Below are 22,356 nucleotides of genomic sequence, written 5' to 3'. Positions count from 1 at the left end.
CCTGTCTCGATCAGCGCTGCACGATCACCGTGGCGCCCATGCGGGTGCGTTCGTAGAGATCGATGACGTCCTCGTTGGTCATGCGGATGCAGCCGGACGACACCTCTTCGCCGATCATCCAGGGCTCGTTGGTGCCGTGGATGCGATACAGCGTGTCGCCGAGATAGAGCGCGCGTGCGCCCATCGGGTTCTGCGGTCCGCCTTCCATGTGGCGCGGCAGGTTCGGCTGGCGCGCGAGGATCGCGGGCGTCGGCGTCCAGCTTGGCCATTCGCGCTTGTTCGAAACCACCGAGGTGCCTGACCAGGCCGCGCCCTCGCGGCCGACCGCCACGCCGTACTGGATCGCCTGTCCGTTGCCGAGCACGTAATACAGCCGCTTCTCGCGATGGCGCACGATGATGGTGCCGGGCGCGTAATTGCCCGGAAACGCCACCGTCTGGCGCGGGATCTTGGTGTAGAACATGCCGAACATCAGGCGGTTGTTCGGCCGCGCGGAATAGGCGGGAGCCTGCGGCTGGGCCGGGCGGGCCGAGGCGCTCGGATCGGCCGGCGCGTTGTCGACGCCCCACATCGCGCGCATGCGCTCCTGCCAGGTCGTCGGCTGTTGCTGCTGCTGTTGCTGTTGCTGTTGTCGTGCGACCGGACGGCGCACCGGCCGCGCCTGCGGCTTCGCACCTGCGGCGGGAGCCGGATCGACCGCCGCACGCCCCGGAGGCATCGCCGCGGGCGAGACCTGCTGTGGAACGGAGGCAGCGGCCGGAGCGGTCACAGCCGGACTGGCGGCGGCATGGCGGGTTTCGGCGGTCTGGGCGGAGGCTTGGGCCGTGACGACAGCGAGCACCGAAAAGCTGAGAAAAACCTGCAATTTCATGGATATTTCCTTCGACGCCCCCGCCGATGAGGGGCGGACATTATCCGCGTCACCGCACTGCACTAGTGCACGGAAGCCACAACTGACCCCGAACGGCCACGCATTGAAAAGCCGCCGAATACCGCCTGAGTCGCGGGGAACTATCCACAATTTTCGCGCAGCACCCGCAGGAACAACGTGAGCGCATGCGACGGCGGCGCCGTGCGCGTCATCACCCCGACCCAGGGCAGCCGCTCGCCCAGATCGAACGGCAGGATCGCGAGCGCACGGCCGGCGTTGTAGGCAGCCGCGGCCGCGTCGGGCATCACGCCGATCATGTCGGAGGAGCGCATCAGCTCGTAGTTGAGGCGGATCGACGTCGATTCCACCAGCGGGACCGGCGCCGCGATTCCGGCCGTGGCGAAGATGCCATCGATGACGCTTCGGATCGGCGCGCCCGGCTGCGGCAGCACCCATGGGAAGCCTGCGAGTTGTTCCGGCGTCACGCGCTTGCGCGCGGCCAGCGGATGCCCGCGGCGCGCGACAATCCTTGTCGGCAGTCGCGTCAGCTTTTCGGCCTGGATATCCCTGCCGTCGGCACCGGAATCGAGCCGGCCGATAACGCAATCGATCTCGCCGCGCCGCAGTTGGTCGAGCAGTGCTGCGCTGGTGCCTTCCTGCACGCGGATGCGCAGCGCGGGAGCGACCTTGCGCAGCGCCATCAGGCTTTGCGGCAGCAGCGCGCTCTCCACCACCGGCAAGGCGCCGATGCGCAGCTCACCCATCGTGCCGTGACGGATCGCAGCCACCTCGTCACGCGCTCGCTCAATATCTTTGCGGAGATATTCGGCCCGGACGGCGAGTGCGTGGCCGCATTCCGTGAGCGTGACGCCGCGCTTGGTGCGGTCGAAGAGCGGGGCGCCGAACATCGTCTCCAGTTCGCGGACCAGCTTGGAAATCGCGGGCTGGGTCAGATGGACCCTCTGCGCGGCGCGCTGCATCGAGCCTTCGGCCGCGACTGCGAGCAGCACGTCCAGATGGCGGATCCGCAGGGTCGAGGACATCGCCGATATTCCTTCTGGTTATCAGCCGATATCAGAATGCGATTTCTGTTTATCACCGTCCCCGGTCATAATGGAAGCAACAGGAGGGCTAGCCATGCGGATCGTGATGCTCGGGACCGGCGCGGCGTTACCCGATCCCGATCGCTGCCACACCTCGATCCTGATCACGCTCGACAGCGGCCGCCACCTGATGCTCGATTGCGGGCACGGCGCGACCCGCCAGTTGATACGCGCCGACGTCAACCCGGCCGAGGTCGGCGACCTTTTCCTCACCCACCTGCATCACGATCACGTCTGCGAATTGCCGTTCTTCGTGATCTCGGGCTGGATCCTTAGTCGTGTCGGCGCGCTCAACATCTACGGTCCCGACGGCACGAAAAAGATGGTGAGCCATCTGTTCGAGAACGGTGCCTTCGATGCCGACATCCGCGCGCGCGGCGCCTATCCGGCGCGGCAGGCCAATATGGAAGCCATCCGTCCGCAGGTGACGGAATACGGCGAGGGCGTGGTGTTCGAGGACAAGGAGATACGCGTCACTGCCGCTCTGATGGATCACATCCCGGCCGAGATCTCGCCCTGCTACGGTTTCCGGATCGAAGCCGAAGGCAAGGTGGTGGTGTTCTCCGGCGATACCGCGCCCTGCGACAACATCCTGACGCTGTCGCGCGGCGCCGACCTGCTGATCCACGAATGCACCTTCACCGAGGCTTTCATCGAGCATCGGCGGCAGTCGAAGGTCGGCACCTTCTCGCATACCAGCCCGCATGACCTCGGCCGACTCGCGGTCGAAGCCGGCGTGAAGCAGGTGGTGGCCACTCATATCGGGCACGTCGACTCTCTCAGCCCGGTGCTGAAACGCGCCGCGGGCAAGCATCTGCCGGTCGACCTGATGGGGCCGCATCAGATCGACGCCTTCGTTTCGGAAATTCGCAGCGTGTACCGGGGCCCGCTGCAGATCGCCCATGACCTGATGCGCATCGACCTGTGACCGGAGACACGCCATGACCCGACTGACCCGACGCGCCTTCCTTGCCACCGCGGCGGCAGCCGCAGCGTTCGCGCCGCGTGGTGCCTTTGCCGCGTTCCCCGATCGGCCGATCACGATCATCATTCCTTACGCCGCGGGCGGAGCGGGAGACGTGATTGCGCGCCTGATTTCCGATCCGATCGAGAAGAAACTCGGCCAGCCACTGGTGATCGATTCCCGTGCCGGGGGTGGGGGCATGATCGGGGCCAAGGCCGTCGCCGGCGCCGCGCCCGACGGTCACACGCTGATGCTGGGTGCGACCAACAATTTCGTCAGCAACCAGTTCATGTTTCCGAAGACCAGCTTCGACCCACTGACCGAGTTCGTGCCGATCACGCGGGTCGCGGTGGTGCCGTCGGTGATGTACATGAACCCGTCGGTACCGGTGAAGACGCTGGGTGAGTTCGTCGAATACGCGAAAAAGAATCCGGGCAAGCTCAGCTATTCGTCGCCAAGCGTCGGCACCGCGCCGCATCTGGCGATCGAGCGATTGAAGCAACTGACCGGAATCGAACTGGTGCATGTGCCGTATCGTGGCGCGCCGCCGGCGATGCAGGCGCTGATCACCGGTGACGTGCAGCTTTATCTCGCCGGCTGGGGCGTCGGGCGTGCGTTCGTTGAATCCGGCAAGGCGAAAGCGCTTGCGGTCGCCGCGGAGCAGCGCCTGCCCAATATTCCGGATGTGCCGACGGCAGGAGAAAGCGGCGTGCCGGGTTTCGTCGCCGAAAACTGGTGGGGATTGGCCGCACCGAAAGGCACGCCGCAGGCCACCATCGATACGATCCATGCGGCAGTGAAGGCGGCGTTGCAGGACGCGGCCGTCGCGAAGAAACTCGAAGAGCTGGGTTTCCTGCCGGGCGGCGAGACGCCGGCGCAATTTGCGAAGAACGCCAGGGCCGAGGCCGAGATCTGGCGCGAGACCGTCGCCAAGGGGAAGCTCGCGGTGGATTGACCGGGCGGTCAGGCCGGATTGCGGAATTCCGGCCCGTTCCATTCCGTGGGAACGCGAACGCGGCCGTCCCTGATGTCGGCCGCGAGCGCTTCGACCTTCTTGCGCACGTCATCGCTCACCGAAGGCGAGAGCGCGAGCCGCACGGCGTCCGGCCGGTCCAGTCCGATTTTCACGACGCTGTTGGTCTTCACGCCGGCGCCCTCGAGGTCCTCGGCCGCGCGCAGCAGTGCGATGCCGGAATTCGCAACCGCCGAGCCGATGAACACGTCCGGCTCTACGTTCGTCCAATCGCGCACATTGCCGATCTGCTTTGCGCCGCCGTCGCGGCAAGCCTCGATCGCGCCCGTTCGGCCAGCATTGAGCATTGTGAAGATGATGTCAGCCTTGGCGGCGATCATGGCGGCTGCGACACGCTTCGACAGAGCGTTATCGTCCTGGTTGCCGGAGAAATTCGTCAGAAGTTGCACCTTCGGGTCGGCATGCGCGATGCCGTTGGCGTAGGCGGCGCGGCCCTTCAGACCGGGAACGACGCGAATTCCGGACATGTGACCGACGATGCCGGTCCTGGTGCTCCAGGCCGCGAGAGCGCCGGCCAGGAACGCGGAGTCCTCCTGCAGCACCTCGTAGCTCGCAAGATTGGTTCCGGTTACGTTGCCCTGCGTGACCACAAACTTGGTATCGGGAAATTCGGCGGCGACCAGCTTTGCGGCTTCGTTGTTCTGGCCGCCATGGGCGACCACCATCTCGGCGCCGCTGCGCGCCAGTTCGCGCAAGGCGGCGAGCAAGAGCTCCCGCTCGGGCCGCACGCCCTCGCGCCAGCCGATGTCGACGCCAAGCGTATCCCGCGCCGCCAAGAGCCCGCGATATCCGGATTCCATGAAGCCGCCGTCGGAAATGCTGCCGGCGAACAGCGCAACGATCTTGAGCTTGGATTGTGCGCGGCTCGACTGTGCCGGCGCGCGGGTGGCCAGCAGGCTACCGCCCAGGCCGGCCGCAAGTCCCATCAGACGCCGGCGACTGATCCGGTTTGGCATGACGTCGTCACTCCCCCCGATGCGGGCACGCGGAAGCAAGGCAAAAGTGCAGAGACGACATGCCGCGCATGGGGCGGCACGGAACGCAGTGCTTAGTCTTCCTCGGGCTTCGTTCCGCCGATCTTCTTCAGCTTGGCGAATACCGATGCCACGTCGGCGTCTTCCTGCGACTTGGCGCTGGCCGCCGCGGCACGGCTGTCCTCGTAGACCGGCTCGTGGTCCGGCGCGGTGGTCACCGAGGCCGGCAGCAGCGTAACCCGCTCGTGCTCGGACGGCGCCGGCTTTTCCTTGGCGGCCTTGGCGACCTGCATGTCGAGATCGATCTGCGAGCACAGGCCGAGCGTGACCGGATCGAGCGGGCTCAGGTTCGCGGCATTCCAGTGGCTGCGCTCGCGGATGCTCTGGATCGTCGACTTGGTGGTGCCGACCAGACGCATGATCTGGCTGTCCTTCAATTCGGGATGGTTGCGCAGCAGCCACAGGATCGCGTTCGGCCGGTCCTGGCGGCGCGACACCGGGGTGTAGCGGGGGCCGCGCTTGGTCTTCTGTTCGGGCACCCGGACCTTGCGGTCGGCGAGATGCAGGCGGCGGGTCTTGTTCTGCTCGGCCAGCTCGATCTCCTCGCGGGTCAACTGGCCGGTCTGGATCGGGTCGAGGCCCTTGATGCCCTGCGCGGAATCGCCGTCGGCGATCGCCTTGATCTCCAGCGGATGCAATTTGCAGAACTCGGCGATCTGATCGAACGACAGCGCGGTGTTCTCGACCAGCCACACGGCGGTGGCCTTCGGCATCAGCGGCGCTTCCTGCATGGCAAAATTCTCCTTCACGCTCCGCCCGCCCGGTCAGGGCGCATTTGGACGGCGAAGCAGGTCGTCATCGGGGATGACAGGAATAACGCGAATATAGGCCGTGGAGCGCGACGGGGCAACCTGTCGCAGGCGGGGGATCAGCAGCCGCGGCAGATATCCATCACCCGTTTCAGCCGGGCGTCCTCACGCCGCTCCTTCTCCCACCACTGGTCGGAAAAGGGCTTGTCGGCCTCATTCTGCACCGAGCTGCGGGATCCGGTGGTGCTGGAGACGCTATCCACCCGCTCGATCGCGGTCGGTCGGGTGCGCGCCACGGCGCGGGTCGGTGCCCCCGGAGGCAGCGGCTCGGCATACCGGCGCTCGACCACATTGCCGCGCGGCGTTTGAGCGAGGCGGCGCGCGGAGGGTCCGGTTCCATCGAGGAACACTTCGTCGGCGAGGGCGTGGTGCGGGATCGGCTGGCCCGTGGCGTTTTCCACCTGATAGCCGCTGCCGCTGCTGACGCATCCGGCCAGCGTTACGGCCAAAGCCGCGACCGCCAGCACATTCGTGTGGATTGACATCATGCCCAACGCCCCGGTCCGCCCGGACTATTCAACTAACATAGCCTTACTTTGGCGTTAAGTCGAATGCTGTGCCTTGACTTCCCGGGGCGGCCGCCCCCATGTCCACGGGACAGTTCCGATGAAAAATGCGCCGATGATGGGCCCAACCGGCTTTCCCGGCGGCGACAAGCCGCCGCTTCGGGTGATTCTCTGCTCACCGCGCGGTTTCTGCGCGGGCGTGGTGCGAGCCATCGATTCGGTGGAGCGTACGCTCGCGCTGTATGGCCCGCCGGTCTATGTCCGGCACGAGATCGTGCACAATCGCTATGTGGTCGACAGCCTGAAGGCCAAGGGCGCGATTTTCGTCGAGGAACTGGATGAGATCCCCGACACGACCGCGCCGGTGGTGTTCTCCGCGCATGGCGTGCCGAAATCCGTTCCCGAGAACGCCAGGTCCCGCAATTTCGTCACCCTGGATGCCACCTGTCCGCTGGTGACCAAGGTTCACCGCGAAGCGGAGATCCATTTCCGCCGCGGCCGGGAGATCGTGCTGATCGGGCATGCCGGTCACCCGGAGGTGGTCGGCACCATGGGCCAGTTGCCGCAAGGCACGATCACGCTGGTTGAATCGCCGGATGATGCGCGCAGCTTCGTACCCAGGGACGAGACCAACCTCGCCTATGTGACCCAGACCACGCTGTCGGTCGCCGACGCCGCCGAACTCGTGGAAATCTTGAAGGCGCGCTTCCCCGCAATCGTCGGACCGCACAAGGACGACATCTGCTACGCGACCACCAATCGTCAGGAGGCGGTGAAGCTGGTGGCGCCACTGGTCGATGCCATGGTCGTGGTCGGTGCGCCGAATTCGTCCAATTCGCAGCGGCTGAAGGAAGTCGCCGAACGCGCCGGCTGCCCTTATGCGGTGCTGGTGCAGCGCGCCGCCGATATTGACTGGAGCCGTTTCCAGCATATTGCGTCGCTGGGCGTCACCGCCGGCGCTTCGGCGCCGGAAGTGCTGGTCGAGGAAGTGCTGGATGCGTTTTCCGAACGCTATGCGCTGAATGTCGAGACCATGTCGGCTGCCGACGAACACGTGTTCTTCCCGCTGCCGCGCCCGTTGCGCACCGAAGCAGCGGAGTAGGCGGTGGCGGTCTATACCGATGTCCCGGCCGAAGAGCTGGATGCATTTCTCGCCCGCTACGAGATCGGCAAGCTGTTGTCCTACAAGGGCATTGCCGAAGGCGTGCAGAACTCGAACTTCCTGCTGCATACCGATGCCGGCTATTTCATCCTGACGCTGTATGAGCGGCTGGTCGAGGTCGCGGATATTCCGTTCTTCATCGGCCTGATGGAGCATCTGGCGCTGCGCGGGATCAATTGCCCGCAGCCGGTGCGCATGCGCGACGGTAACACGCTCGGCACTTTATGCGGCCGGGCCGCGGCGATCGTGACCTTTCTCGATGGCGTATGGATGCGCCGCGTCGAGGCCCGGCACTGCACCGCGGTGGGCGAGGCGCTGGCGAAGCTGCATCTCGCCGGAGCCGACTTCGAAGGTCATCGGGTCAATGCGCTGTCGGTACCGAAGCTGCGGCCGCTGTTCGAATCCTGCGCCGACCGCATCGACACCATCCAGCACGGCATGCTCGCAGCGATCCGCGACGAACTCGATTTTCTCGAGGGCGCATGGCCGCACGGATTGCCGGAAGGCGTGATCCACGCCGACCTGTTTCCGGACAATGTTTTCTTTCTCGGCGAGCGGCTGTCCGGGCTGATCGACTTCTATTTCGCCTGCAACGACATGTTTGCCTATGACGTTGCGATCTGCCTCAACGCCTGGTGCTTCGAGAACGATCATTCCTATAACGTCACCAAGGGCCGGGCGCTGCTGCAGGCCTATGCCAAGGCGCGGCCGCTGACCGACGCCGAACTTAACGCGCTGCCGCTGCTGGCGCGCGGCGCGGCGCTGCGGTTTCTCGCCACCCGGGTGGTCGACTGGCTCAACGTGCCGCCCGGCGCGCTGGTGCGGCCGAAGGCGCCGCAGGAATATTTCCGCAAGCTGCGCTTCCACCAGCATGTGAAGAGCGTCGACGATTACGGCATCAAGGCCCGAGAGCTGGCGTAAGGCCTGCCGGAAGCCGGCGTGCGCGTCTTCGGCGTCGCTGGCTGAGCCTGCCGCTGATCCGAATTGTTCCAAAACCCAAAGTTGTTGTACACGATTGGTGACCCTCGGCATTTGACACGAGGGCCGGCGCAAATATTTCCTCCGGCGAAATCTCGTCGCAGCGAAGCGAACAGCCCTCGACGGTCCGGATGCAATGATCGGCTCTTCGAAAATCTGCGTTGTGTTGCCGGCCTATAATGCAGCCCGGACGCTCGAGAGAACGGTCAGGGAGATACCGACCGACGTTGTCGACGACATCATTCTCGTCGACGACGCCAGCACTGACGAAACCGCCCGGCTCGCTCACGAACTCGGCCTGTTCACCTTCGTCCACGACGGCAACAAGGGCTACGGCGCAAACCAGAAGACGTGTTACCGGCTGGCCTTAGCAAGGGGTGCGGATATCGTGATCATGCTGCATCCGGACTACCAGTACAGTCCCAAGCTGCTGCATCCGATCGCGCTGCTGCTCTCATCGGGCTATTTCGACGTGGTGCTCGGCTCGCGGATCTTGGGCGTCGGCGCGCTGGCCGGAGGGATGCCGCTCTACAAATACATCTTCAATCGTGTGCTGACCTTGATCCAGAATGTTCTGATGGGGCACAAATTGTCAGAATATCACACCGGCTATCGCGGATTTACCCGCGCAGTCATTGAAGACATTCCTCTCGATGGCAATTCCGACGATTTCGTTTTCGACAACCAGATGCTCTCGCAGATCATTTATCGCGGATTTCGTGTTGGAGAAATTTCTTGTCCGACCCGATACTTCCCCGAGGCCTCGTCGATCGATTTCCGGCGCAGCGTAACCTACGGCTTCGGCGTACTGAAAACGGCTGTTCAGTTTCGGCTGTCCTGCTGTGGGCTCGATCGAGGCACCGTGTTTGAAGGATTGAAGCGTCGCAGGTCAGTCAGTGTGCCGGAAGCAGGGGCGGACCTTTGACCCGTTACGGCTTACGAGGGCCTGTGGCGCTGTGGTCCATCCAGCACGACGACAGCGCTGGATCGACATGACGGCTCCAGCGCAAAGTGCGGATGCCGCCACGCTGCGGGATTGGTCGCGCTGGCAGCCGGACAGGATTTCCGGCGCATTGATCGTATGTCTGGTTCTCGCGCTGTCGCTTGCGATTTTTTTCCGGCTGACGCTGTTCAGCGGCTTTGGCTGGCTGTTCGGCGACACTCTGGACAGCATGATCGAAAACGCCATTCTCGAGCACTGGTACAATGTGTGGCGGGGAAGGGCCGATTGGCATACGACAAACTATTATTTTCCCCATCGCTTCACCCTCGGTTACAACGACGGTTATCTCTATTACGGCATCGTCTATTCGCTGTTTCGATTTGCCGGGTTCGACGCATTCCTGTCGTCGGAATTGCTGAACATTGTTCTGCGGGCCGTCGGATTCCTTGCATTGTTCGCATTCGCGCGGCGCGCTGTCGGTCTTCCGTTTCTCTGGTCGTTGCTCGGCGCCGCGTTGTTTACGCTGCACACTGCGATGTATTGGCGAATGCTGTCGCCGCAATTGCTGACCGTCGGTTTCGCGCCGCTGCTGGCGCTGTTGCTGGTGCAGTCCTGCCGCACATTCATTGCCGGCCACGTTTCGCGCGGCTTCGCCTGGGGCGCCCTGGCGGCGGTTTTCTTTGCCGGCTGGCTTCTGACGACATTCTATATGGCGTGGTTTTTCGCCTTCTTCGCCGCGGCGTTCGTGTGTGTCGCCGTGGCGACATCGCGGTTTCTTCCGATCCTGCCGGACTTGAAATTGCTCGCACGTCATTGGCGTGCCATCGCGGCAATCGGCGTCGTTTTCGCGTTTGCAGTCGTGCCGTTCCTGTATCTCTATCTTCCGAAGGCCAGCGAAACCGGCCAGCATCCGTTTGAGATGGTAGCCCTTTATTCGCCGTCGGTGATCGATACGTTTCACGTCGGCGAATACAATCTCGTTTGGGGCTGGCTCGATCGGCAGGTTCACGACTGGCTGAGGCCCGGTTTCCCGTTATTCAGCGAGAGGACCACGGGTTTCCCGTTGGCTCTCCTGCTGCTCTGGGCGACTGCGTGCCTCTGGCTCATGCGTCGTCCGATGCGCGAACGGCATCCCTGGTTGGTGATCCTGGCGCTGACGACCGCCGTAACCTGGATGCTGAATCTGCATTATGGCTTGTGGACCGCTTGGTACTATGTGTGGCTGCTGGTTCCTGGCGCGAAGGCCGTCAGAATCATTGCGCGATATCAGATATTCCTTGCCTTCCCGGTCATCGTGATTGCGATGGCGTTCCTGGCCAGTATTCGCTGGACGCCGTCGCGGGTCTGGCTCCTGTCGATCCTGTCTGCGCTGCTGCTTCTCGAACAGGTCAATTTCGTTCGGACACACCTGATCGATCGGCCGCACGAACTGGCGATCTTGCGCCGGTTCGCGGCTCCGCCCGTCGAGTGCCGGTTGTTCTTTTCGGTGGGAAAACGGCCGGGCGGGATGCTGTTGAATGCCGAGTTTGACGCGGCCTATAATCCCTACGCGCTGAGCATGCTGGTCGCCGAAACGCTCGGAATTCCAACCGTCAACGGTATCACGGCCTTTTTTCCGCCCGAGGCGAATCTGGGCCGTTCCGACAGCCCGGATTATTTCTCGCGTGTCGCCCGGTATGTGGAGTTGCACAAGCTTGAAGGCGTGTGCGGCCTGGATATGAGGTCGGGCGAGTGGCTTCCCGCTTCGATTCTCGATGGAAAAGTGCCGCCGCTTCGGACCGGAGGGGGCTGACCGAGCAACAAGACGGGGACAGGCCGGTTCGATTTGAAAAATGGCTGGCATCCCGGCTTGTCAGCCGCCATGAAGCGTCGCCGATGAACGATTGCAGGGATTGGGGTTCAATTCTTTCGTAATCGATCGATGGTGATGTTCGTGCCGCTTATCCAGTCACTTTGAGACATCCGCTCCCATGAGTTTGCCTCACGTTGTTGTTCATACCGACGGCGCCTGTTCGGGCAATCCCGGCCCCGGCGGCTGGGGCGCGATCCTGCAATCCGGCGGCAAGACCAAGGAATTGAAGGGCGGCGAGGCGCACACCACCAACAATCGCATGGAGCTGATGGCGGCGATCTCGGCGCTGGAAGCGCTGACCAAGCCGTGCCGCGTCGACCTCTACACCGACAGCCAGTATGTGCGGAACGGCATCTCGGCCTGGATCCACGGCTGGAAGAAGAACGGCTGGCGCACTGCCGACAAGAAGCCGGTGAAGAATGTCGATCTGTGGCAGCAGCTCGATGCAGCGCTCGCGCGTCATGAGGTTACGTGGCACTGGGTCAAGGGCCATGCCGGGCATGACCTGAACGAACGCGCGGATGAATTGGCCCGCGCGGGCATCGCGGAATTGCGGCTGAAGGGGAAGATGTAGCCTGGCCCGGCCATGGCCTCGCGCCCTGCGACCGAGTTCACCGTCTGAGTTGGGGGTGATCGTGCAGGACCACGCTCAGCAACGAGCTGTGGACTTCGAGGCTCCCATTGTACTTGATGTATCCCATCTTACGGAATTTGTTCATAAACTTGCTCACTCGCGAGCGCGTCGTCCCAATCATCTCCGCGAGTGTTTCCTGACTGATTTTTGCAATAACGGTCTCAGGTTTTCCTTCCTTGCCGAAATTCGCCAACAGCAAGAGCGCGCGTGCAAGCCGCTTTTCACTGGAGTTGAATAACTGATCGACCAAATCCGCTTCGACGCGAAGAGTCCGGGCGAGCAGGTGGGCGATGAACATCTCGGAGAATGCTGGTTCCTCTTGGAGGACTCGGACAATAACCTTCTTGTCCAGCCGCATGATTTCGCATTCCGTCAGCGCCTTGGCTGTCGCCACGCGACGTAACTGGCCCGTGAGGCAGCCTTCCCCGAGGAATTCGTCGGGGCCAAGGACGGCGACAATGGCTTCCTTGCCCTGTTCGGAAACAACGGTGACTTTGACCTTGCCATCGCGGATGTAGAAGACTGAGTCCGCCAGATCGCCCTGTGAGAAGACGACCTGGTTTTTTCGGAACTTAGAGATTGTTCTTCCCCCGTTCGCCTTCGCAAGGAAGGCCTTTGGGTCGAATTGTGGTTTGGGCTTCTTCATAGGTCAGGCTTTCTCGGGTTCGCTGCATAGTCGCGTCATCTTGCCCGGGGTGAGTGGTCCCTATTATACAGACTCACCCCCCCCAGCGCCTTTAATTTTGCGATTGAGAGACCTCGCGGGTGCAACAAGTCCGCACGTCCGGCGGCCTGACCCAGCCCAGCGCTCGGTGTCGCTCTTAGAAAATCGTGGGTGTTCGTGTGAGGCGTAATGGATTCATCAACGCGGTTCAGGGATCAGTTTGATTCCGTAACTGATGCATGCGCGCTCGCTCAGGGCATTGTCGACACCGTCCGGGAACCCGTCCTCGTGTTGGACCGAGACCTTCGCGTGATCGCAGCGAGCCGCTCCTTCTATGCGACATTCAAGGTCGAGCCCGAGGATACGCAAGACAAGCGCCTGTACGAACTGGGCGACGGCCAATGGGATATCCCGAAGCTTCGATCGTTGCTCGAAGATATCATTCCCGCGCACGGCGTCATGGAAGATTATGAAGTCGAACACGAATTTCCGGCGCTTGGCCACCGGATCATATGCCTGAATGCAAGGCAGGTCTTATTCAAAGACGGCGCGGGCGCAGCCATCCTGCTGGGGATGGAAGACGTAACGCAAAGGAATTTACTCATTCGCGAAAAGGAAAATCTGCTGCAGGAGAAGGATGTCCTTCTCTATGAATTGCAGCACCGGATTTCCAACAGCCTGCAGATTATCGCAAGCATCATATTGATGAAAGCGAAGACCGCGCAATCGGAAGAAACGCGCAATCATCTCAAGGATGCCCATAGTCGTGTCATGTCCATCGCCGAGGTGCAAAACCAGCTTCATGCCTCCGCAAGTGCCGGACCTATCGAAATGATTCCCTACCTCTCACGGGTGTGTGAAAGCCTGGCGGCTGCGATGATCGGCAACGCCCGCTCGATCTCTCTGAAAGTGGAGGGTGCAGGTGGCGTCGCCACGTCCCGTCAGGCGGAAAGTCTAGGGCTGATCGCGACAGAGCTGGTCATGAATTCTCTCAAACATGCATTTCCTGATGAAAAAAAGATTGGCCGTATCAGCGTTGGCTACGAAGTCGACGGGGCGGACTGGAAACTGTCCGTTTCGGACAACGGTATCGGAAAGCAGGACGGCGTCTTTGCCCAGCCCAAAACCGGCCTTGGAACAGGCATCGTCAAGGCGCTTGCACACCAGCTCGACGCCAAGGTCGACACTTGCGCTGGCCCGGAGGGCACTTCCGTGTCGATTACTCATGCTACGTTCTCGAAAGCCGCAGTTCAGGCGGCGTAATGCAGTTCGGGCTTCGTATTTGCTAAACCTTTACCCCTGCGCGAGTCTCGCAAACGCCGATAAGGCGCGTCCCTCTCCCCCTTTGGGGGGAGAGGGAAACAAGCATTACAGCGACTTCAGCAGCGCCTCGGCGCCGGACGCGTCGGCCTTGCCGGGCGAATCCTCGATCGCCAGCGACTTCACCACGCCGTCATCCACCACCATGCAATAGCGCTTGGAGCGGATGCCGAGGCCGCCGGCCGATGCATCCAGGTCAAGGCCGGTGGCCTTGGCGAAATCGGCGCTGCCATCGGCCAGGAACTCGATATCGTCGGAGCCGGCCGCCGACTTCCATGCACCCATTACGAACGGATCGTTGACGGCGGTCACCGCGATCGCGTCGATGCCCTTGGCCTTGATGGCCGCGGCATTGCTGACGAAGCCGGGCAGGTGGTTCTTGGTGCAGGTCGGGGTGAAGGCGCCGGGCACGGCGAACAGCACGACCTTCTTGCCCTTGAACACCTCGTCGGTGGTCTTCGGCTTCGGTCCGTCCGCGGTCATGACGCGAAAGGTGGTGCTGGGCAATGTGTCGCCGACCTTGATGGTCATGGTGGTCCTCTTCGATTGTCACGTGGTTTGAGCGCGGCGCGAACCGGCCGCGCGGAAGGGCGCCGCAGAGCAGGCGTGGCAAAATAGGCCGGGCGGCGGCGTTAGTCGAGCCGGAAGGTCGTCTCGATCGCGTCGGGGCCGGCGACCGCGGTCACCTTCAGGGTGGCGCCGCTGGCGTTCGCCCCCGGAGGCAGCCCATCCAGGGCGAAGGCGAAGCGCTGCAGGCCCGCCGGCGCGCCGTCGACCTTGTCGGGGACGGGAAGCGCCCAATCGACCGTCGGACCTTCCGCAAACACCGTGACGGGGCGACCGTCCGGTGCGGCGATATCGACCAGCACCCGCGCGGGCTTGGCACCATCGTCGCGGTGCACCGCCTTGACCGAAAGCTTCGCGTCGGCGCCGAGCGGCTGCGCGCGCGGCACCGTCTGTTCGGCCTTGACGATGGCTGAGTCTGCGTTGGCGCCTCCCTTGATCGTCAGTTCGCCCCTGGCCTGAACCGGGATGCAGACCTTCTCGCAGATCGCGTAATCGAGGGTGATGCGCAGCACCACCGGCTTGCCGGCATCCTTGGGCTCGATGCTGAGCGGGAACAGCACATTGTCGCGATAGCCGATGAAGCTGCCATCGGCGTCGGTGAAACGCTGCGGCGCGGGCCAGGCCACTTGCACGGATTTCAGATTTTCGGATTTGTCGAAATCGAAATGTGGCGGAACGCCGGAATCGCCGGGGTAGCGCCAATAGGTCTTCCAGCCGGGCGCAAGGCGAATTTCTACGCCGGCGCGCAGCGCGGATGCACCGTCTGCGACTTTGGTTCCGCCCGCGACCACTCGCATGGCGGCGCGCGTATCGCCGTGCCAAGCCGACATGTCGGCGCGGGCCTGCGGCATCGGCGCCAAACCGAACGTGATGGCCGCGAGGCTGATTGTGGCAGCAACGGGCAGGCGGATTGTGGCAATGCGCATGGCAACGATCTAGGCGTTCGGCGCGTTGAGCACCACTGAATTCACCGTGAGCTGGGGCCAAACTTCCCTTTCACAAGGCGGCATGAAGGGGTTAACCTTGGATACATGAAGATTCCGAAGAAGGGACCGGGGCGCAAGTCACAGAGTGGCGAGCCATCGGCACGCGGCTACCTCGATGGCCAGATGCTGATCGCGTCGCCATCGATGAGCGACGACCGCTTCGCAAAGACGCTGGTCTACATCTGCGCGCATTCTCCGGAAGGCGCGATGGGTATCGTCGTGAACCAGCCGGCCAACAACATCAAGTTTCCCGATCTGCTGGTGCAGCTCAACGTGGTGCCCGATGGCGATGCCATCCAGGTTGCGACCCGCCACGACGATGTCATCGTGCTGAAGGGCGGCCCGGTCGAAACCGGGCGCGGCTTCGTGCTGCATTCGGCCGATTTCTTCATCGAGAATTCGACATTGCCGATCGACGACGGGATCTGTCTCACCGCGACCATCGATATCCTGAAGGCAATCGCGACCGGTGACGGTCCGGCGAGCGCGATCCTCGCACTGGGCTATGCCGGCTGGGCGCCGGGGCAGCTCGAACAGGAAATCCAGAATAACGGCTGGCTGCATTGCGCGGCCGATCCCGAACTGATCTTCGGCGAGCCCGAGCGCAAATACGAGAAGGCCATGCGCAAGCTCGGCATCGCGCCGGGCATGCTGTCGAGCGAAGCCGGCCACGCCTAGCCGGCCGCGAAAAGGCTATCGCGCCAGCTCCATGCGATCGCCGGACAGCATCTTGGTCGCAGCTTCCGCTGTCATCGGCTGGCCGAAAACGAAGCCCTGCGCGTATTCGCAGCCCATGTGATAGAGCTCGACCGCATCCGAATCCGTTTCGGCTCCTTCGGCTACGGTTTCCATGCCGAGATCGTGCGCGAGCGCGATGATCGAGCGCAGGATCACCGGGCGCGTGCCCTTGGCGCTCATGCGCACGAAGGACTGGTCGATCTTGATGGTGTCGAACGGGAAACGCTGCAGATAGGACAGCGAGGAATGTCCGGTGCCGAAATCGTCGAGCGCCAGCCCCGCGCCGAGCTCGCGCAAACGCGACAGGATCTGCGCGGCGTGTTCGGGATTTTCCATCACCACGGATTCGGTCAGTTCGAGCTTCAGCGTGCCGCGCATCACCGAAGAGCGCGCCAGCACGGTGCGCACGTCGCCGATCAGATCCTGCCGCAGCAACTGTTTCGATGAGACGTTGACGCTCGCGAACAGGCTTTCCTGCGCGCGCAAGGTGCGCTGCCAGATGCTCAATTGTCGCGCCGTGCGTTCGAGCACGAACATGCCGAGATCGACGATCAGTCCGATCTCTTCGGCGATGGTAATAAATTCGGCCGGCGACATGCGGCCGAGCTTCGGGTGCTCCCAACGGGACAAAGCTTCGAAGCCGGCGATGGTGCGATCCTCCAGCCGCACGATCGGCTGGTACATGATCTTGATCTCTTCGCGCTCGATCGCGCGCCGCAATTCGGCTTCCAGCGTCAGGCGGTCGGACTTGCGCGCACGCATCGCCGCCTTGAAAACCTCGATGCGATCGCCGCCGATGCGCTTGGAGTGATACATCGCAAGCTCGGCATCTTTCAGGATTTCCTCGGTGCGCGAGGACTGGCTGTCGGCCAGGCAAAGTCCGATCGACGCCGTCACGAAGATTTCGCGATCGTTGAAAGTAATCGGCGCGCGGATCGTGCGGCGGATATTCTCTGCAAAGGCGATGATGCGGCCCGGGTCGCGTTCGGACAAAAGGATCAGCGCGAACTGATCGCCCGACAGCCGAGCGAGCGTGTCCTGCGGCTTCAGCAGGCGTGCAAGGCGACGAGCCAGCGTCAGCAGGATCGAGTCACCGACGGCCATGCCGACGGAATCGTTGACCTGCTTAAACCGGTCGAGGTCGATCACGATCACGGTTGGCCGCATCGCCGGATCGCTCTTGGCGAATGCCAGCACGGCTTCGAAACGATCGAGGAACAGCTGACGGTTCGGCAGCCCGGTCAGGTTGTCATGCACGGCGTCGTGCAGCAGCCGCTCTTCGGCGGTCTTGAATTCGGTCACGTCGGTGAGCGTGCCGACGAGCCGCACCACCTCGCCGTCGGAGCCGACAACAGGGCGCGCTTTCAGGGTGAACCACAGAAAATGGCCGTCCGGCGTGCGCAGCCGGAAATCCTCCATCAGCCGGCCGCGGCGCTGCTCGATCACGCTGTCGAGGGTGGCGCGGAAGCGGTCGCGATCGAGCGGGTGCAGGACGTCGAGCCATTTGGCGGCCGAGCCTTCCAGCGCGCCGCGCTTGAGCCCCAGCATCGCCTCGGTTTCGGGGCTGGTGTAAACCTTGTCGGAGGAGACATCCCAGTCCCAGATCATGTCGCCGGCGCCGGTCAGCGCCAGCGCACGGCGCTCGACATCGGTGACGATTCCGTGCGTGATCGAACCGGCAAAGGCGTGCTGCATCACCGTAAAGCCGATCAGCATCACGATCAGCACCAGACCGCCCAGCAGAGCAGGGCCGACGATATCGTTGGTGACGAGACCGGCAATGGTGAGGCCGGCCGCCACTGTCCAGATGCAGAGCAGGAACCAGGTCGGGATCAACAGCACGGCGCGGTCGAAGCCTTGGGTCGACAAGAGCACGACCACCGCGAAGCCGAGGAAGGCGACGCCGAGAAGCGAGAAGCGCGCGATGCCGGATGCGACCGCCGGATCGTAGAGCGCGACCGCGATCAGTGCGGCGAGGCCGCCGAGCCAGGCGATGGTGATATGCGCATAGCGTACGTGCCAGCGGCTGAGATTGAGATAGGCGAACAGGAACACGAGCAGGGTCGCGGCCAGCACGCATTCGCCGATCGCGCGCCAGATGCGCTCGGCGCCCGCCGACATGTCGAACACCTTGCCCCAGAAGCCGAAATCGATGCCGATATAGACCAGCACCGCCCAGCCGAGCGCGGCGGCGGCGGGGAACATAACCGAGCCCTTGACCACGAACAGGATGGTCAGGAACAGCGCGAGCAGCCCGGAAATGCCGATGACGATGCCGTAATACAGCGTGAAGGAATTGATCTTGTCCTTGTACGCATCCGGCTCCCACAGATAGAGCTGCGGCAGCTTGTCGGAACGCAATTCCAGCACATAGGTGATGACCGAGCCGGGGTCGAGCGTGATGCGGAAAACGTCGGCGGTGGCGGAATCCTGTCGCTCCGGGCGTTCGCCCGCGCTGGGGGTCACCGTCACGACGCGCGACAGGCCCAGATCGGGCCAGAACAGGCCGGACCCCACCATGCGGTAATGCGGCACGACGATCAGGCGATCGATCTGCTCGTCGCCGGTATTGGCCAGCGCGAACACCGCCCATGAATTCCCGGCCTCGCGCCCGCGCACCTCGATGCGGCGCACGATGCCGTCGGGGCCGGGCGCGGTGGAAACCTGGACACGGTCGCCATCGGTCTTGGGACGTTCGGCAGCCAGGGTGAGATCGATCGCCGGGGCGTCGGTTCTGACATTGACGGCGTCGACCGCGCGGGCGGGGTCGAGACCGGCCCACAATGCCGCGCAGGCAAGCACCAGCGCAGCGGCGGCGTGTGACACATGGTGCCAAAAGCCCGCTGGCCGTCGCGTCTTGGTGGTGGTTGCGCGGCGTCCCGACAAGTTCCCCGTCCTGTAGAGGTACCAAAGTCCGACGTTACGCCGTTTTCGGGGCGCGGCCGGAGACAGCGGTCTCCTTATACGGGGTTAGCGCTGCCGATGGGAAGAGCGGGGCAGGACAGCGGATATCCGCACCGACTCAACCCACGGTAAGGACGATTTTTCCGATATGCGCGCTGGATTCCATGCGGGTATGGGCGTCGGCGGCTTTCGCCAGCGGAAAGGTCGAATCGATCACCGGCTTGATCTTGCCGGCCTCGACCAGGGGCCAGACCTTCTCGGCAATCCCCTTGGCGATCTCGGCCTTCTCCTCGACCGTGCGAGGGCGCAGGGTCGAGCCCTCATGCACCAGCCGCTTCATCATCAGGCGCGCGAAATTGGCGGTGGCTTTCGGCCCGTCGGAGAATGAGATTTGGGCGATCCGGCCCTGTTCGGCGGCTGCGTCGTAATTGCGGTCGATGTAATCGCCGCCGACGATATCGAGGATGACATTGGCACCCTTGCCGCCGGTCGCCTTCTTGGTCTCCTCGACGAAGTCCTGGGTCTTGTAATTCACCGTCACATCGGCGCCGAGTTTTTTGGCTGCCGCACATTTCTCGTCGGAGCCGGCGGTGGTAATGACATGCCCGCCAAAATTCTTCACCAGCATGATGCCGGTGGTGCCGATCCCGGAGGTGCCGCCATGCACCAGCACCCATTCGCCGCTCTTGAAATGGCAGCGCATCATCAGATGCTGCCACACGGTGAAAAAGGTTTCCGGCATCGCCGCGGCTTCGACCATCGACAGCGACGGCGGCACCGGCAGCGCATGGCTCTCATGGGCGATGCAATATTCGGCGTAGCCCCCGGCGACGACCAGCGCGCAGACCTTGTCGCCCAGTTTCCAGCGCGTCACGCCATCGCCGATGGCAACGACTTCACCCGCGATCTCAAGGCCCGGAATGTCGCCTGCGCCCTTCGGCGGCGGATACGAGCCCTGACGCTGGCGCACGTCCGGCCGGTTGACGCCGGCTGCCGCAACCTTGACCAGGATTTCGCCCTTGCCGGGTTTCGGCACATCGCGCTGTTCGGGGATCAGCACTTCGGGGCCGCCCGGTTCCTTGATGCCGACGACGGTCATGCGGGCGGGAAGCGTGGTCATGGGGATGTCCTGCAAGAGAAGGGCTGGATGGGAGCGGCCTTTGATAGTATCCGCCTGCCGGTGTGACAACCCGACCTGGCGCCGCTAAATTTCGGCGCGCAGACGGAGGCCAAAGGCATGCCCGCATTCGACGACGACGACCGACCGAAAAAGAAGATCACGCACGAGATCGGTCAGGATCTGACATTGCTGTCGGTCGCCGAGCTGAACGAGAGGATTGCGCTCATGCGCGAGGAGATCGCGCGGCTCGAGGCCGATGTCGTGAAGAAGCAGTCGTCACGCAGCGCGGCAGACAATTTCTTCAAGAAATAGCCAGCGTTAACGGTTCCCGTTCGGTGGAATTGTCACGTCCGAGTTTACCGATCGTTTTGCATTTAACGATCATTTAAGCTTTCCCCGGTATTACTGGCGGCGTCCATCTTCTGGACATCGAGTGGCTCCTGTCCACTCTGTTTGACGCCTCCCTGTTATTCACTTGAGCCGCCGGAAACGGCGGCTCTTTTTTGTTCTGTGCCAAATCGGAACAGCTTTCGGGTCGCGGCCATGCGGGCTGCGCCCCTTGGCAACTATGACATCAAATAGACGTCCCAATTGCTTTACCCGGTGTGCGTGCTGCCCTTATGCTCCCGGCATCGAGTTGGCGCTGCACCGACCGGGCATATGCGACGTCCTTGCCGGTCTGGTGCATTGGGGTGAGGCGTAGCGTGATGTCGGATGTATCCTTTGAGGTGAGCGGGCCGATCTCGTTTCGGGAAAAGCTCGCGGGCTCGCAGGCTTTCTCTCAGCTTTTCCGCGATGGCATGGGTCTGGTCGAGGAGACCGCGGCCTATCTCGACGGACCGGGCCGCAAGGAATCGAAGGCGCTGCCGCGTGCTGCCGCGCTGACCTACGCGACCGAGAGCATGCGACTGACAACGCGTCTGATGCAGCTTGCATCGTGGCTGCTGCTGCATCGCGCGGTGAAGGAGGGCGAGATGTCGCTCTCGCAGGTCAATCAGGAAAAGACCAAGGTGAAGCTGTCGCCGACCTTTACGGCGGACCAGGACACGCTGAATTTGCTGCCGGATGCGCTGGTGACCCTGATCCAGCGCTCGCTCGTGCTCGCCGATCAGGTGCGGCGGCTCGATGCCACCATTCATTCTCCGTCGGAGACGCCACGCAATACGAACAATCCGGTCGAACATCAGATCGGCATGCTGAAAGCCGCGTTCGAGCGGCAGGGCTAACACTGCTTGCCGTTGTGAGCTTTGAGCCTGCGGTTTGTCATGCGTTCCGGCTGGAGCCGGTCGCATACCATTCGTAGATCTCTTCCGCCGTCGCGAACCATACGCCATCGTGGCTGGCGAAATAGTCATAGGCCTGCTCGAAATACTTGATCCGGTGCGGCACGCCGGTGATGTAGGGATGCACGCTAACCGGCATGACGCGTGCGGATTGCGCGCCGTCCAGATAAAGCCGGTCGAACTGGTCCTTCATGCGCTGTAGCCAGACGTCGGATGCGTGATGATGAGCGACCATCATCGGCAGGTCGCCAGTCTCAAGCGAGAACGGCATGGCGACCAGCGGCCCCGCCGATGTCCGCATCGTGACCGGTTGCTCGTCCATCGACCAGTCGGTGACATAGGCGTAGCCTTCTTCAGTCAGCACATCGAGAGTGTCCCAGGTCTCGGCGAGACCCGGGCCCAGCCAACCTTTCGGAGGCTTGCCGGTAAAGGCCTTCAGAAGGTCGCGTGTCTGGCGGATGACGGCGCGCTGATCCGGCGCGGTGGTGAGCGGGCCCTGTACGACACCATGGCCGACGAATTCCCAGCCGGCATCGAGCATTGCCTGCGCGATGGGGCGATAGGTTTCGCAAAGCCGCGCGTTTACGGCAGCTGACGCGCGAATCCCGCGCACGGTCAGCGCATCCAGGATGCGCCAGAAGCCGACCCGCATGCCGAATTCGTGCCATGACCAGTTCTGCACGTCCGGTACCGGGACCACACCCTGCGGCGCGGGCACATACTGGCGAACGATCGGCTTTTGGATGTCCCATTCTTCAACGCTGACGACGGTGTAGATCGCAAGGCGCGCGCCGCCGGGCAGGGACCATTTGTCGCGGCGGGGCAGAGGCGAGAAGTCGAAGCGCTCGCTGGGCAAGGTGACTTTCGTCATAGGGTTCAGCTCCT

22 protein-coding genes are annotated in these 22,356 nt (G+C 63.0%); 11 read left to right on the top strand and 11 right to left on the bottom strand.

The annotated features are described in order from the left end of the window. Positions 1-10: 10 nt before the first annotated feature. Positions 11-571: a L,D-transpeptidase gene (locus AC5I5I_RS09285; RefSeq protein WP_495972583.1), complete on the bottom strand. Its 561-nt coding sequence runs from the start codon at positions 569-571 to the stop codon at positions 11-13. A gap of 440 nt (positions 572-1,011) precedes the next feature. Beyond that, positions 1,012-1,914 carry a LysR substrate-binding domain-containing protein gene (locus AC5I5I_RS09280; protein ID WP_495972156.1) on the bottom strand — a complete coding sequence of 301 codons (903 nt, stop codon included), beginning with the start codon at positions 1,912-1,914 and terminating at the stop codon, positions 1,012-1,014. Between the two features lie 94 nt (positions 1,915-2,008). On the opposite strand from AC5I5I_RS09280, the gene AC5I5I_RS09275 reads away from it, so the two are divergent. Continuing rightward, a complete protein-coding gene (locus tag AC5I5I_RS09275) occupies positions 2,009-2,902 on the top strand; it encodes an MBL fold metallo-hydrolase (RefSeq protein WP_495972154.1) in 894 nt (297 codons plus the stop codon). A gap of 13 nt (positions 2,903-2,915) precedes the next feature. Then, entirely contained in the window at positions 2,916-3,893 is a 978-nt protein-coding gene (locus AC5I5I_RS09270; RefSeq protein WP_495972152.1) for a Bug family tripartite tricarboxylate transporter substrate binding protein, read from the top strand. Between the two features lie 8 nt (positions 3,894-3,901). Here the strand turns inward: AC5I5I_RS09270 and AC5I5I_RS09265 are convergent, their stop codons facing one another. The 3 genes from AC5I5I_RS09265 to AC5I5I_RS09255 form a co-directional block, all read right to left on the bottom strand. Then, complete coding sequence (locus AC5I5I_RS09265) at positions 3,902-4,927, bottom strand: BMP family protein (protein ID WP_495972150.1); 1,026 nt, start codon at positions 4,925-4,927, stop codon at positions 3,902-3,904. 92 nt (positions 4,928-5,019) lie between these two features. Continuing rightward, complete coding sequence (locus tag AC5I5I_RS09260) at positions 5,020-5,736, bottom strand: DUF1013 domain-containing protein (RefSeq protein WP_495972148.1); 717 nt, start codon at positions 5,734-5,736, stop codon at positions 5,020-5,022. A 137-nt stretch (positions 5,737-5,873) separates the two neighbouring features. Next, the gene (locus AC5I5I_RS09255) at positions 5,874-6,299 is read right to left on the bottom strand and encodes a hypothetical protein (RefSeq protein ID WP_495972146.1); all 426 of its coding nucleotides are present in this window, start codon (positions 6,297-6,299) and stop codon (positions 5,874-5,876) included. A gap of 139 nt (positions 6,300-6,438) precedes the next feature. Here AC5I5I_RS09255 and ispH point away from each other — a divergent pair, with 139 nt between their 5' ends. The 5 genes from ispH to rnhA all read left to right on the top strand — a co-directional run bounded on the left by ispH (position 6,439) and on the right by rnhA (position 11,829). Further along, positions 6,439-7,422 (top strand): 4-hydroxy-3-methylbut-2-enyl diphosphate reductase, encoded by a 984-nt coding sequence (gene ispH / locus AC5I5I_RS09250; RefSeq protein WP_495972581.1) that lies wholly within the window; start codon positions 6,439-6,441, stop codon positions 7,420-7,422. 3 nt (positions 7,423-7,425) lie between these two features. Next, positions 7,426-8,403 (top strand): homoserine kinase, encoded by a 978-nt coding sequence (locus tag AC5I5I_RS09245; RefSeq protein ID WP_495972144.1) that lies wholly within the window; start codon positions 7,426-7,428, stop codon positions 8,401-8,403. Between the two features lie 193 nt (positions 8,404-8,596). Then, entirely contained in the window at positions 8,597-9,385 is a 789-nt protein-coding gene (locus AC5I5I_RS09240) for a glycosyltransferase family 2 protein (RefSeq protein WP_495972142.1), read from the top strand. A 67-nt stretch (positions 9,386-9,452) separates the two neighbouring features. Continuing rightward, positions 9,453-11,195, top strand: coding sequence for a hypothetical protein (locus AC5I5I_RS09235; protein ID WP_495972140.1), 1,743 nt, complete (start codon positions 9,453-9,455; stop codon positions 11,193-11,195). Positions 11,196-11,373: 178 nt separating this feature from the next. Next, positions 11,374-11,829, top strand: coding sequence for a ribonuclease HI (gene rnhA / locus AC5I5I_RS09230; RefSeq protein ID WP_495972138.1), 456 nt, complete (start codon positions 11,374-11,376; stop codon positions 11,827-11,829). Positions 11,830-11,866: 37 nt separating this feature from the next. On the opposite strand, the gene AC5I5I_RS09225 is transcribed toward rnhA, so the two are convergent. Continuing rightward, complete coding sequence (locus tag AC5I5I_RS09225) at positions 11,867-12,535, bottom strand: Crp/Fnr family transcriptional regulator (RefSeq protein ID WP_495972136.1); 669 nt, start codon at positions 12,533-12,535, stop codon at positions 11,867-11,869. A 207-nt stretch (positions 12,536-12,742) separates the two neighbouring features. On the opposite strand from AC5I5I_RS09225, the gene AC5I5I_RS09220 reads away from it, so the two are divergent. Next, the gene (locus AC5I5I_RS09220; protein WP_495972134.1) at positions 12,743-13,816 is read left to right on the top strand and encodes a sensor histidine kinase; all 1,074 of its coding nucleotides are present in this window, start codon (positions 12,743-12,745) and stop codon (positions 13,814-13,816) included. A gap of 105 nt (positions 13,817-13,921) precedes the next feature. Here AC5I5I_RS09220 and AC5I5I_RS09215 read toward each other — a convergent pair whose 3' ends face one another. Beyond that, positions 13,922-14,404 carry a peroxiredoxin gene (locus AC5I5I_RS09215; protein WP_495972132.1) on the bottom strand — a complete coding sequence of 161 codons (483 nt, stop codon included), beginning with the start codon at positions 14,402-14,404 and terminating at the stop codon, positions 13,922-13,924. 101 nt (positions 14,405-14,505) lie between these two features. Beyond that, positions 14,506-15,366, bottom strand: coding sequence for a protein-disulfide reductase DsbD domain-containing protein (locus tag AC5I5I_RS09210; protein WP_495972130.1), 861 nt, complete (start codon positions 15,364-15,366; stop codon positions 14,506-14,508). Positions 15,367-15,471: 105 nt separating this feature from the next. On the opposite strand from AC5I5I_RS09210, the gene AC5I5I_RS09205 reads away from it, so the two are divergent. Continuing rightward, complete coding sequence (locus tag AC5I5I_RS09205) at positions 15,472-16,104, top strand: YqgE/AlgH family protein (protein ID WP_495972128.1); 633 nt, start codon at positions 15,472-15,474, stop codon at positions 16,102-16,104. A 15-nt stretch (positions 16,105-16,119) separates the two neighbouring features. Here AC5I5I_RS09205 and AC5I5I_RS09200 read toward each other — a convergent pair whose 3' ends face one another. Then, on the bottom strand, positions 16,120-18,966 hold the full coding sequence (locus AC5I5I_RS09200; RefSeq protein ID WP_495972579.1) for an EAL domain-containing protein: 2,847 nt from the start codon (positions 18,964-18,966) through the stop codon (positions 16,120-16,122). A gap of 220 nt (positions 18,967-19,186) precedes the next feature. Next, complete coding sequence (locus tag AC5I5I_RS09195) at positions 19,187-20,188, bottom strand: NAD(P)H-quinone oxidoreductase (protein WP_495972126.1); 1,002 nt, start codon at positions 20,186-20,188, stop codon at positions 19,187-19,189. Positions 20,189-20,305: 117 nt separating this feature from the next. On the opposite strand from AC5I5I_RS09195, the gene AC5I5I_RS09190 reads away from it, so the two are divergent. Both AC5I5I_RS09190 and rcdA read left to right on the top strand, forming a co-directional pair. Beyond that, complete coding sequence (locus AC5I5I_RS09190) at positions 20,306-20,500, top strand: DUF1192 domain-containing protein (RefSeq protein ID WP_495972124.1); 195 nt, start codon at positions 20,306-20,308, stop codon at positions 20,498-20,500. Positions 20,501-20,895: 395 nt separating this feature from the next. Beyond that, entirely contained in the window at positions 20,896-21,414 is a 519-nt protein-coding gene (gene rcdA, locus AC5I5I_RS09185) for a protease adaptor protein RcdA (protein ID WP_495972122.1), read from the top strand. Between the two features lie 37 nt (positions 21,415-21,451). On the opposite strand, the gene AC5I5I_RS09180 is transcribed toward rcdA, so the two are convergent. Next, the gene (locus tag AC5I5I_RS09180) at positions 21,452-22,342 is read right to left on the bottom strand and encodes a polysaccharide deacetylase family protein (protein ID WP_495972120.1); all 891 of its coding nucleotides are present in this window, start codon (positions 22,340-22,342) and stop codon (positions 21,452-21,454) included. Positions 22,343-22,356: the final 14 nt, after the last annotated feature.

This window comes from Pseudorhodoplanes sp. (assembly GCF_059499825.1).
Note: the sequence above shows the minus strand (reverse complement) of the source record. Positions and strands in the feature narration are given on the sequence as shown.

Excerpts from the sequence above, each read along its gene's own strand:
- AC5I5I_RS09285 (WP_495972583.1), bottom strand. The coding sequence starts at position 571 with ATGTGGGGCGTCGACAACGCGCCGGCCGATCCGAGCGCCTCGGCCCGC.
- AC5I5I_RS09280 (WP_495972156.1), bottom strand. The coding sequence starts at position 1,914 with ATGTCCTCGACCCTGCGGATCCGCCATCTGGACGTGCTGCTCGCAGTC.
- AC5I5I_RS09275 (WP_495972154.1), top strand. The coding sequence starts at position 2,009 with ATGCGGATCGTGATGCTCGGGACCGGCGCGGCGTTACCCGATCCCGAT.
- AC5I5I_RS09270 (WP_495972152.1), top strand. The coding sequence starts at position 2,916 with ATGACCCGACTGACCCGACGCGCCTTCCTTGCCACCGCGGCGGCAGCC.
- AC5I5I_RS09265 (WP_495972150.1), bottom strand. The coding sequence starts at position 4,927 with ATGCCAAACCGGATCAGTCGCCGGCGTCTGATGGGACTTGCGGCCGGC.
- AC5I5I_RS09260 (WP_495972148.1), bottom strand. The coding sequence starts at position 5,736 with ATGCAGGAAGCGCCGCTGATGCCGAAGGCCACCGCCGTGTGGCTGGTC.
- AC5I5I_RS09255 (WP_495972146.1), bottom strand. The coding sequence starts at position 6,299 with ATGTCAATCCACACGAATGTGCTGGCGGTCGCGGCTTTGGCCGTAACG.
- ispH (WP_495972581.1), top strand. The coding sequence starts at position 6,439 with ATGGGCCCAACCGGCTTTCCCGGCGGCGACAAGCCGCCGCTTCGGGTG.
- AC5I5I_RS09240 (WP_495972142.1), top strand. The coding sequence starts at position 8,597 with ATGATCGGCTCTTCGAAAATCTGCGTTGTGTTGCCGGCCTATAATGCA.
- AC5I5I_RS09235 (WP_495972140.1), top strand. The coding sequence starts at position 9,453 with ATGACGGCTCCAGCGCAAAGTGCGGATGCCGCCACGCTGCGGGATTGG.
- rnhA (WP_495972138.1), top strand. The coding sequence starts at position 11,374 with ATGAGTTTGCCTCACGTTGTTGTTCATACCGACGGCGCCTGTTCGGGC.
- AC5I5I_RS09225 (WP_495972136.1), bottom strand. The coding sequence starts at position 12,535 with ATGAAGAAGCCCAAACCACAATTCGACCCAAAGGCCTTCCTTGCGAAG.
- AC5I5I_RS09220 (WP_495972134.1), top strand. The coding sequence starts at position 12,743 with ATGGATTCATCAACGCGGTTCAGGGATCAGTTTGATTCCGTAACTGAT.
- AC5I5I_RS09215 (WP_495972132.1), bottom strand. The coding sequence starts at position 14,404 with ATGACCATCAAGGTCGGCGACACATTGCCCAGCACCACCTTTCGCGTC.
- AC5I5I_RS09210 (WP_495972130.1), bottom strand. The coding sequence starts at position 15,366 with ATGCGCATTGCCACAATCCGCCTGCCCGTTGCTGCCACAATCAGCCTC.
- AC5I5I_RS09205 (WP_495972128.1), top strand. The coding sequence starts at position 15,472 with ATGAAGATTCCGAAGAAGGGACCGGGGCGCAAGTCACAGAGTGGCGAG.
- AC5I5I_RS09195 (WP_495972126.1), bottom strand. The coding sequence starts at position 20,188 with ATGACCACGCTTCCCGCCCGCATGACCGTCGTCGGCATCAAGGAACCG.
- AC5I5I_RS09190 (WP_495972124.1), top strand. The coding sequence starts at position 20,306 with ATGCCCGCATTCGACGACGACGACCGACCGAAAAAGAAGATCACGCAC.
- rcdA (WP_495972122.1), top strand. The coding sequence starts at position 20,896 with ATGTCGGATGTATCCTTTGAGGTGAGCGGGCCGATCTCGTTTCGGGAA.
- AC5I5I_RS09180 (WP_495972120.1), bottom strand. The coding sequence starts at position 22,342 with ATGACGAAAGTCACCTTGCCCAGCGAGCGCTTCGACTTCTCGCCTCTG.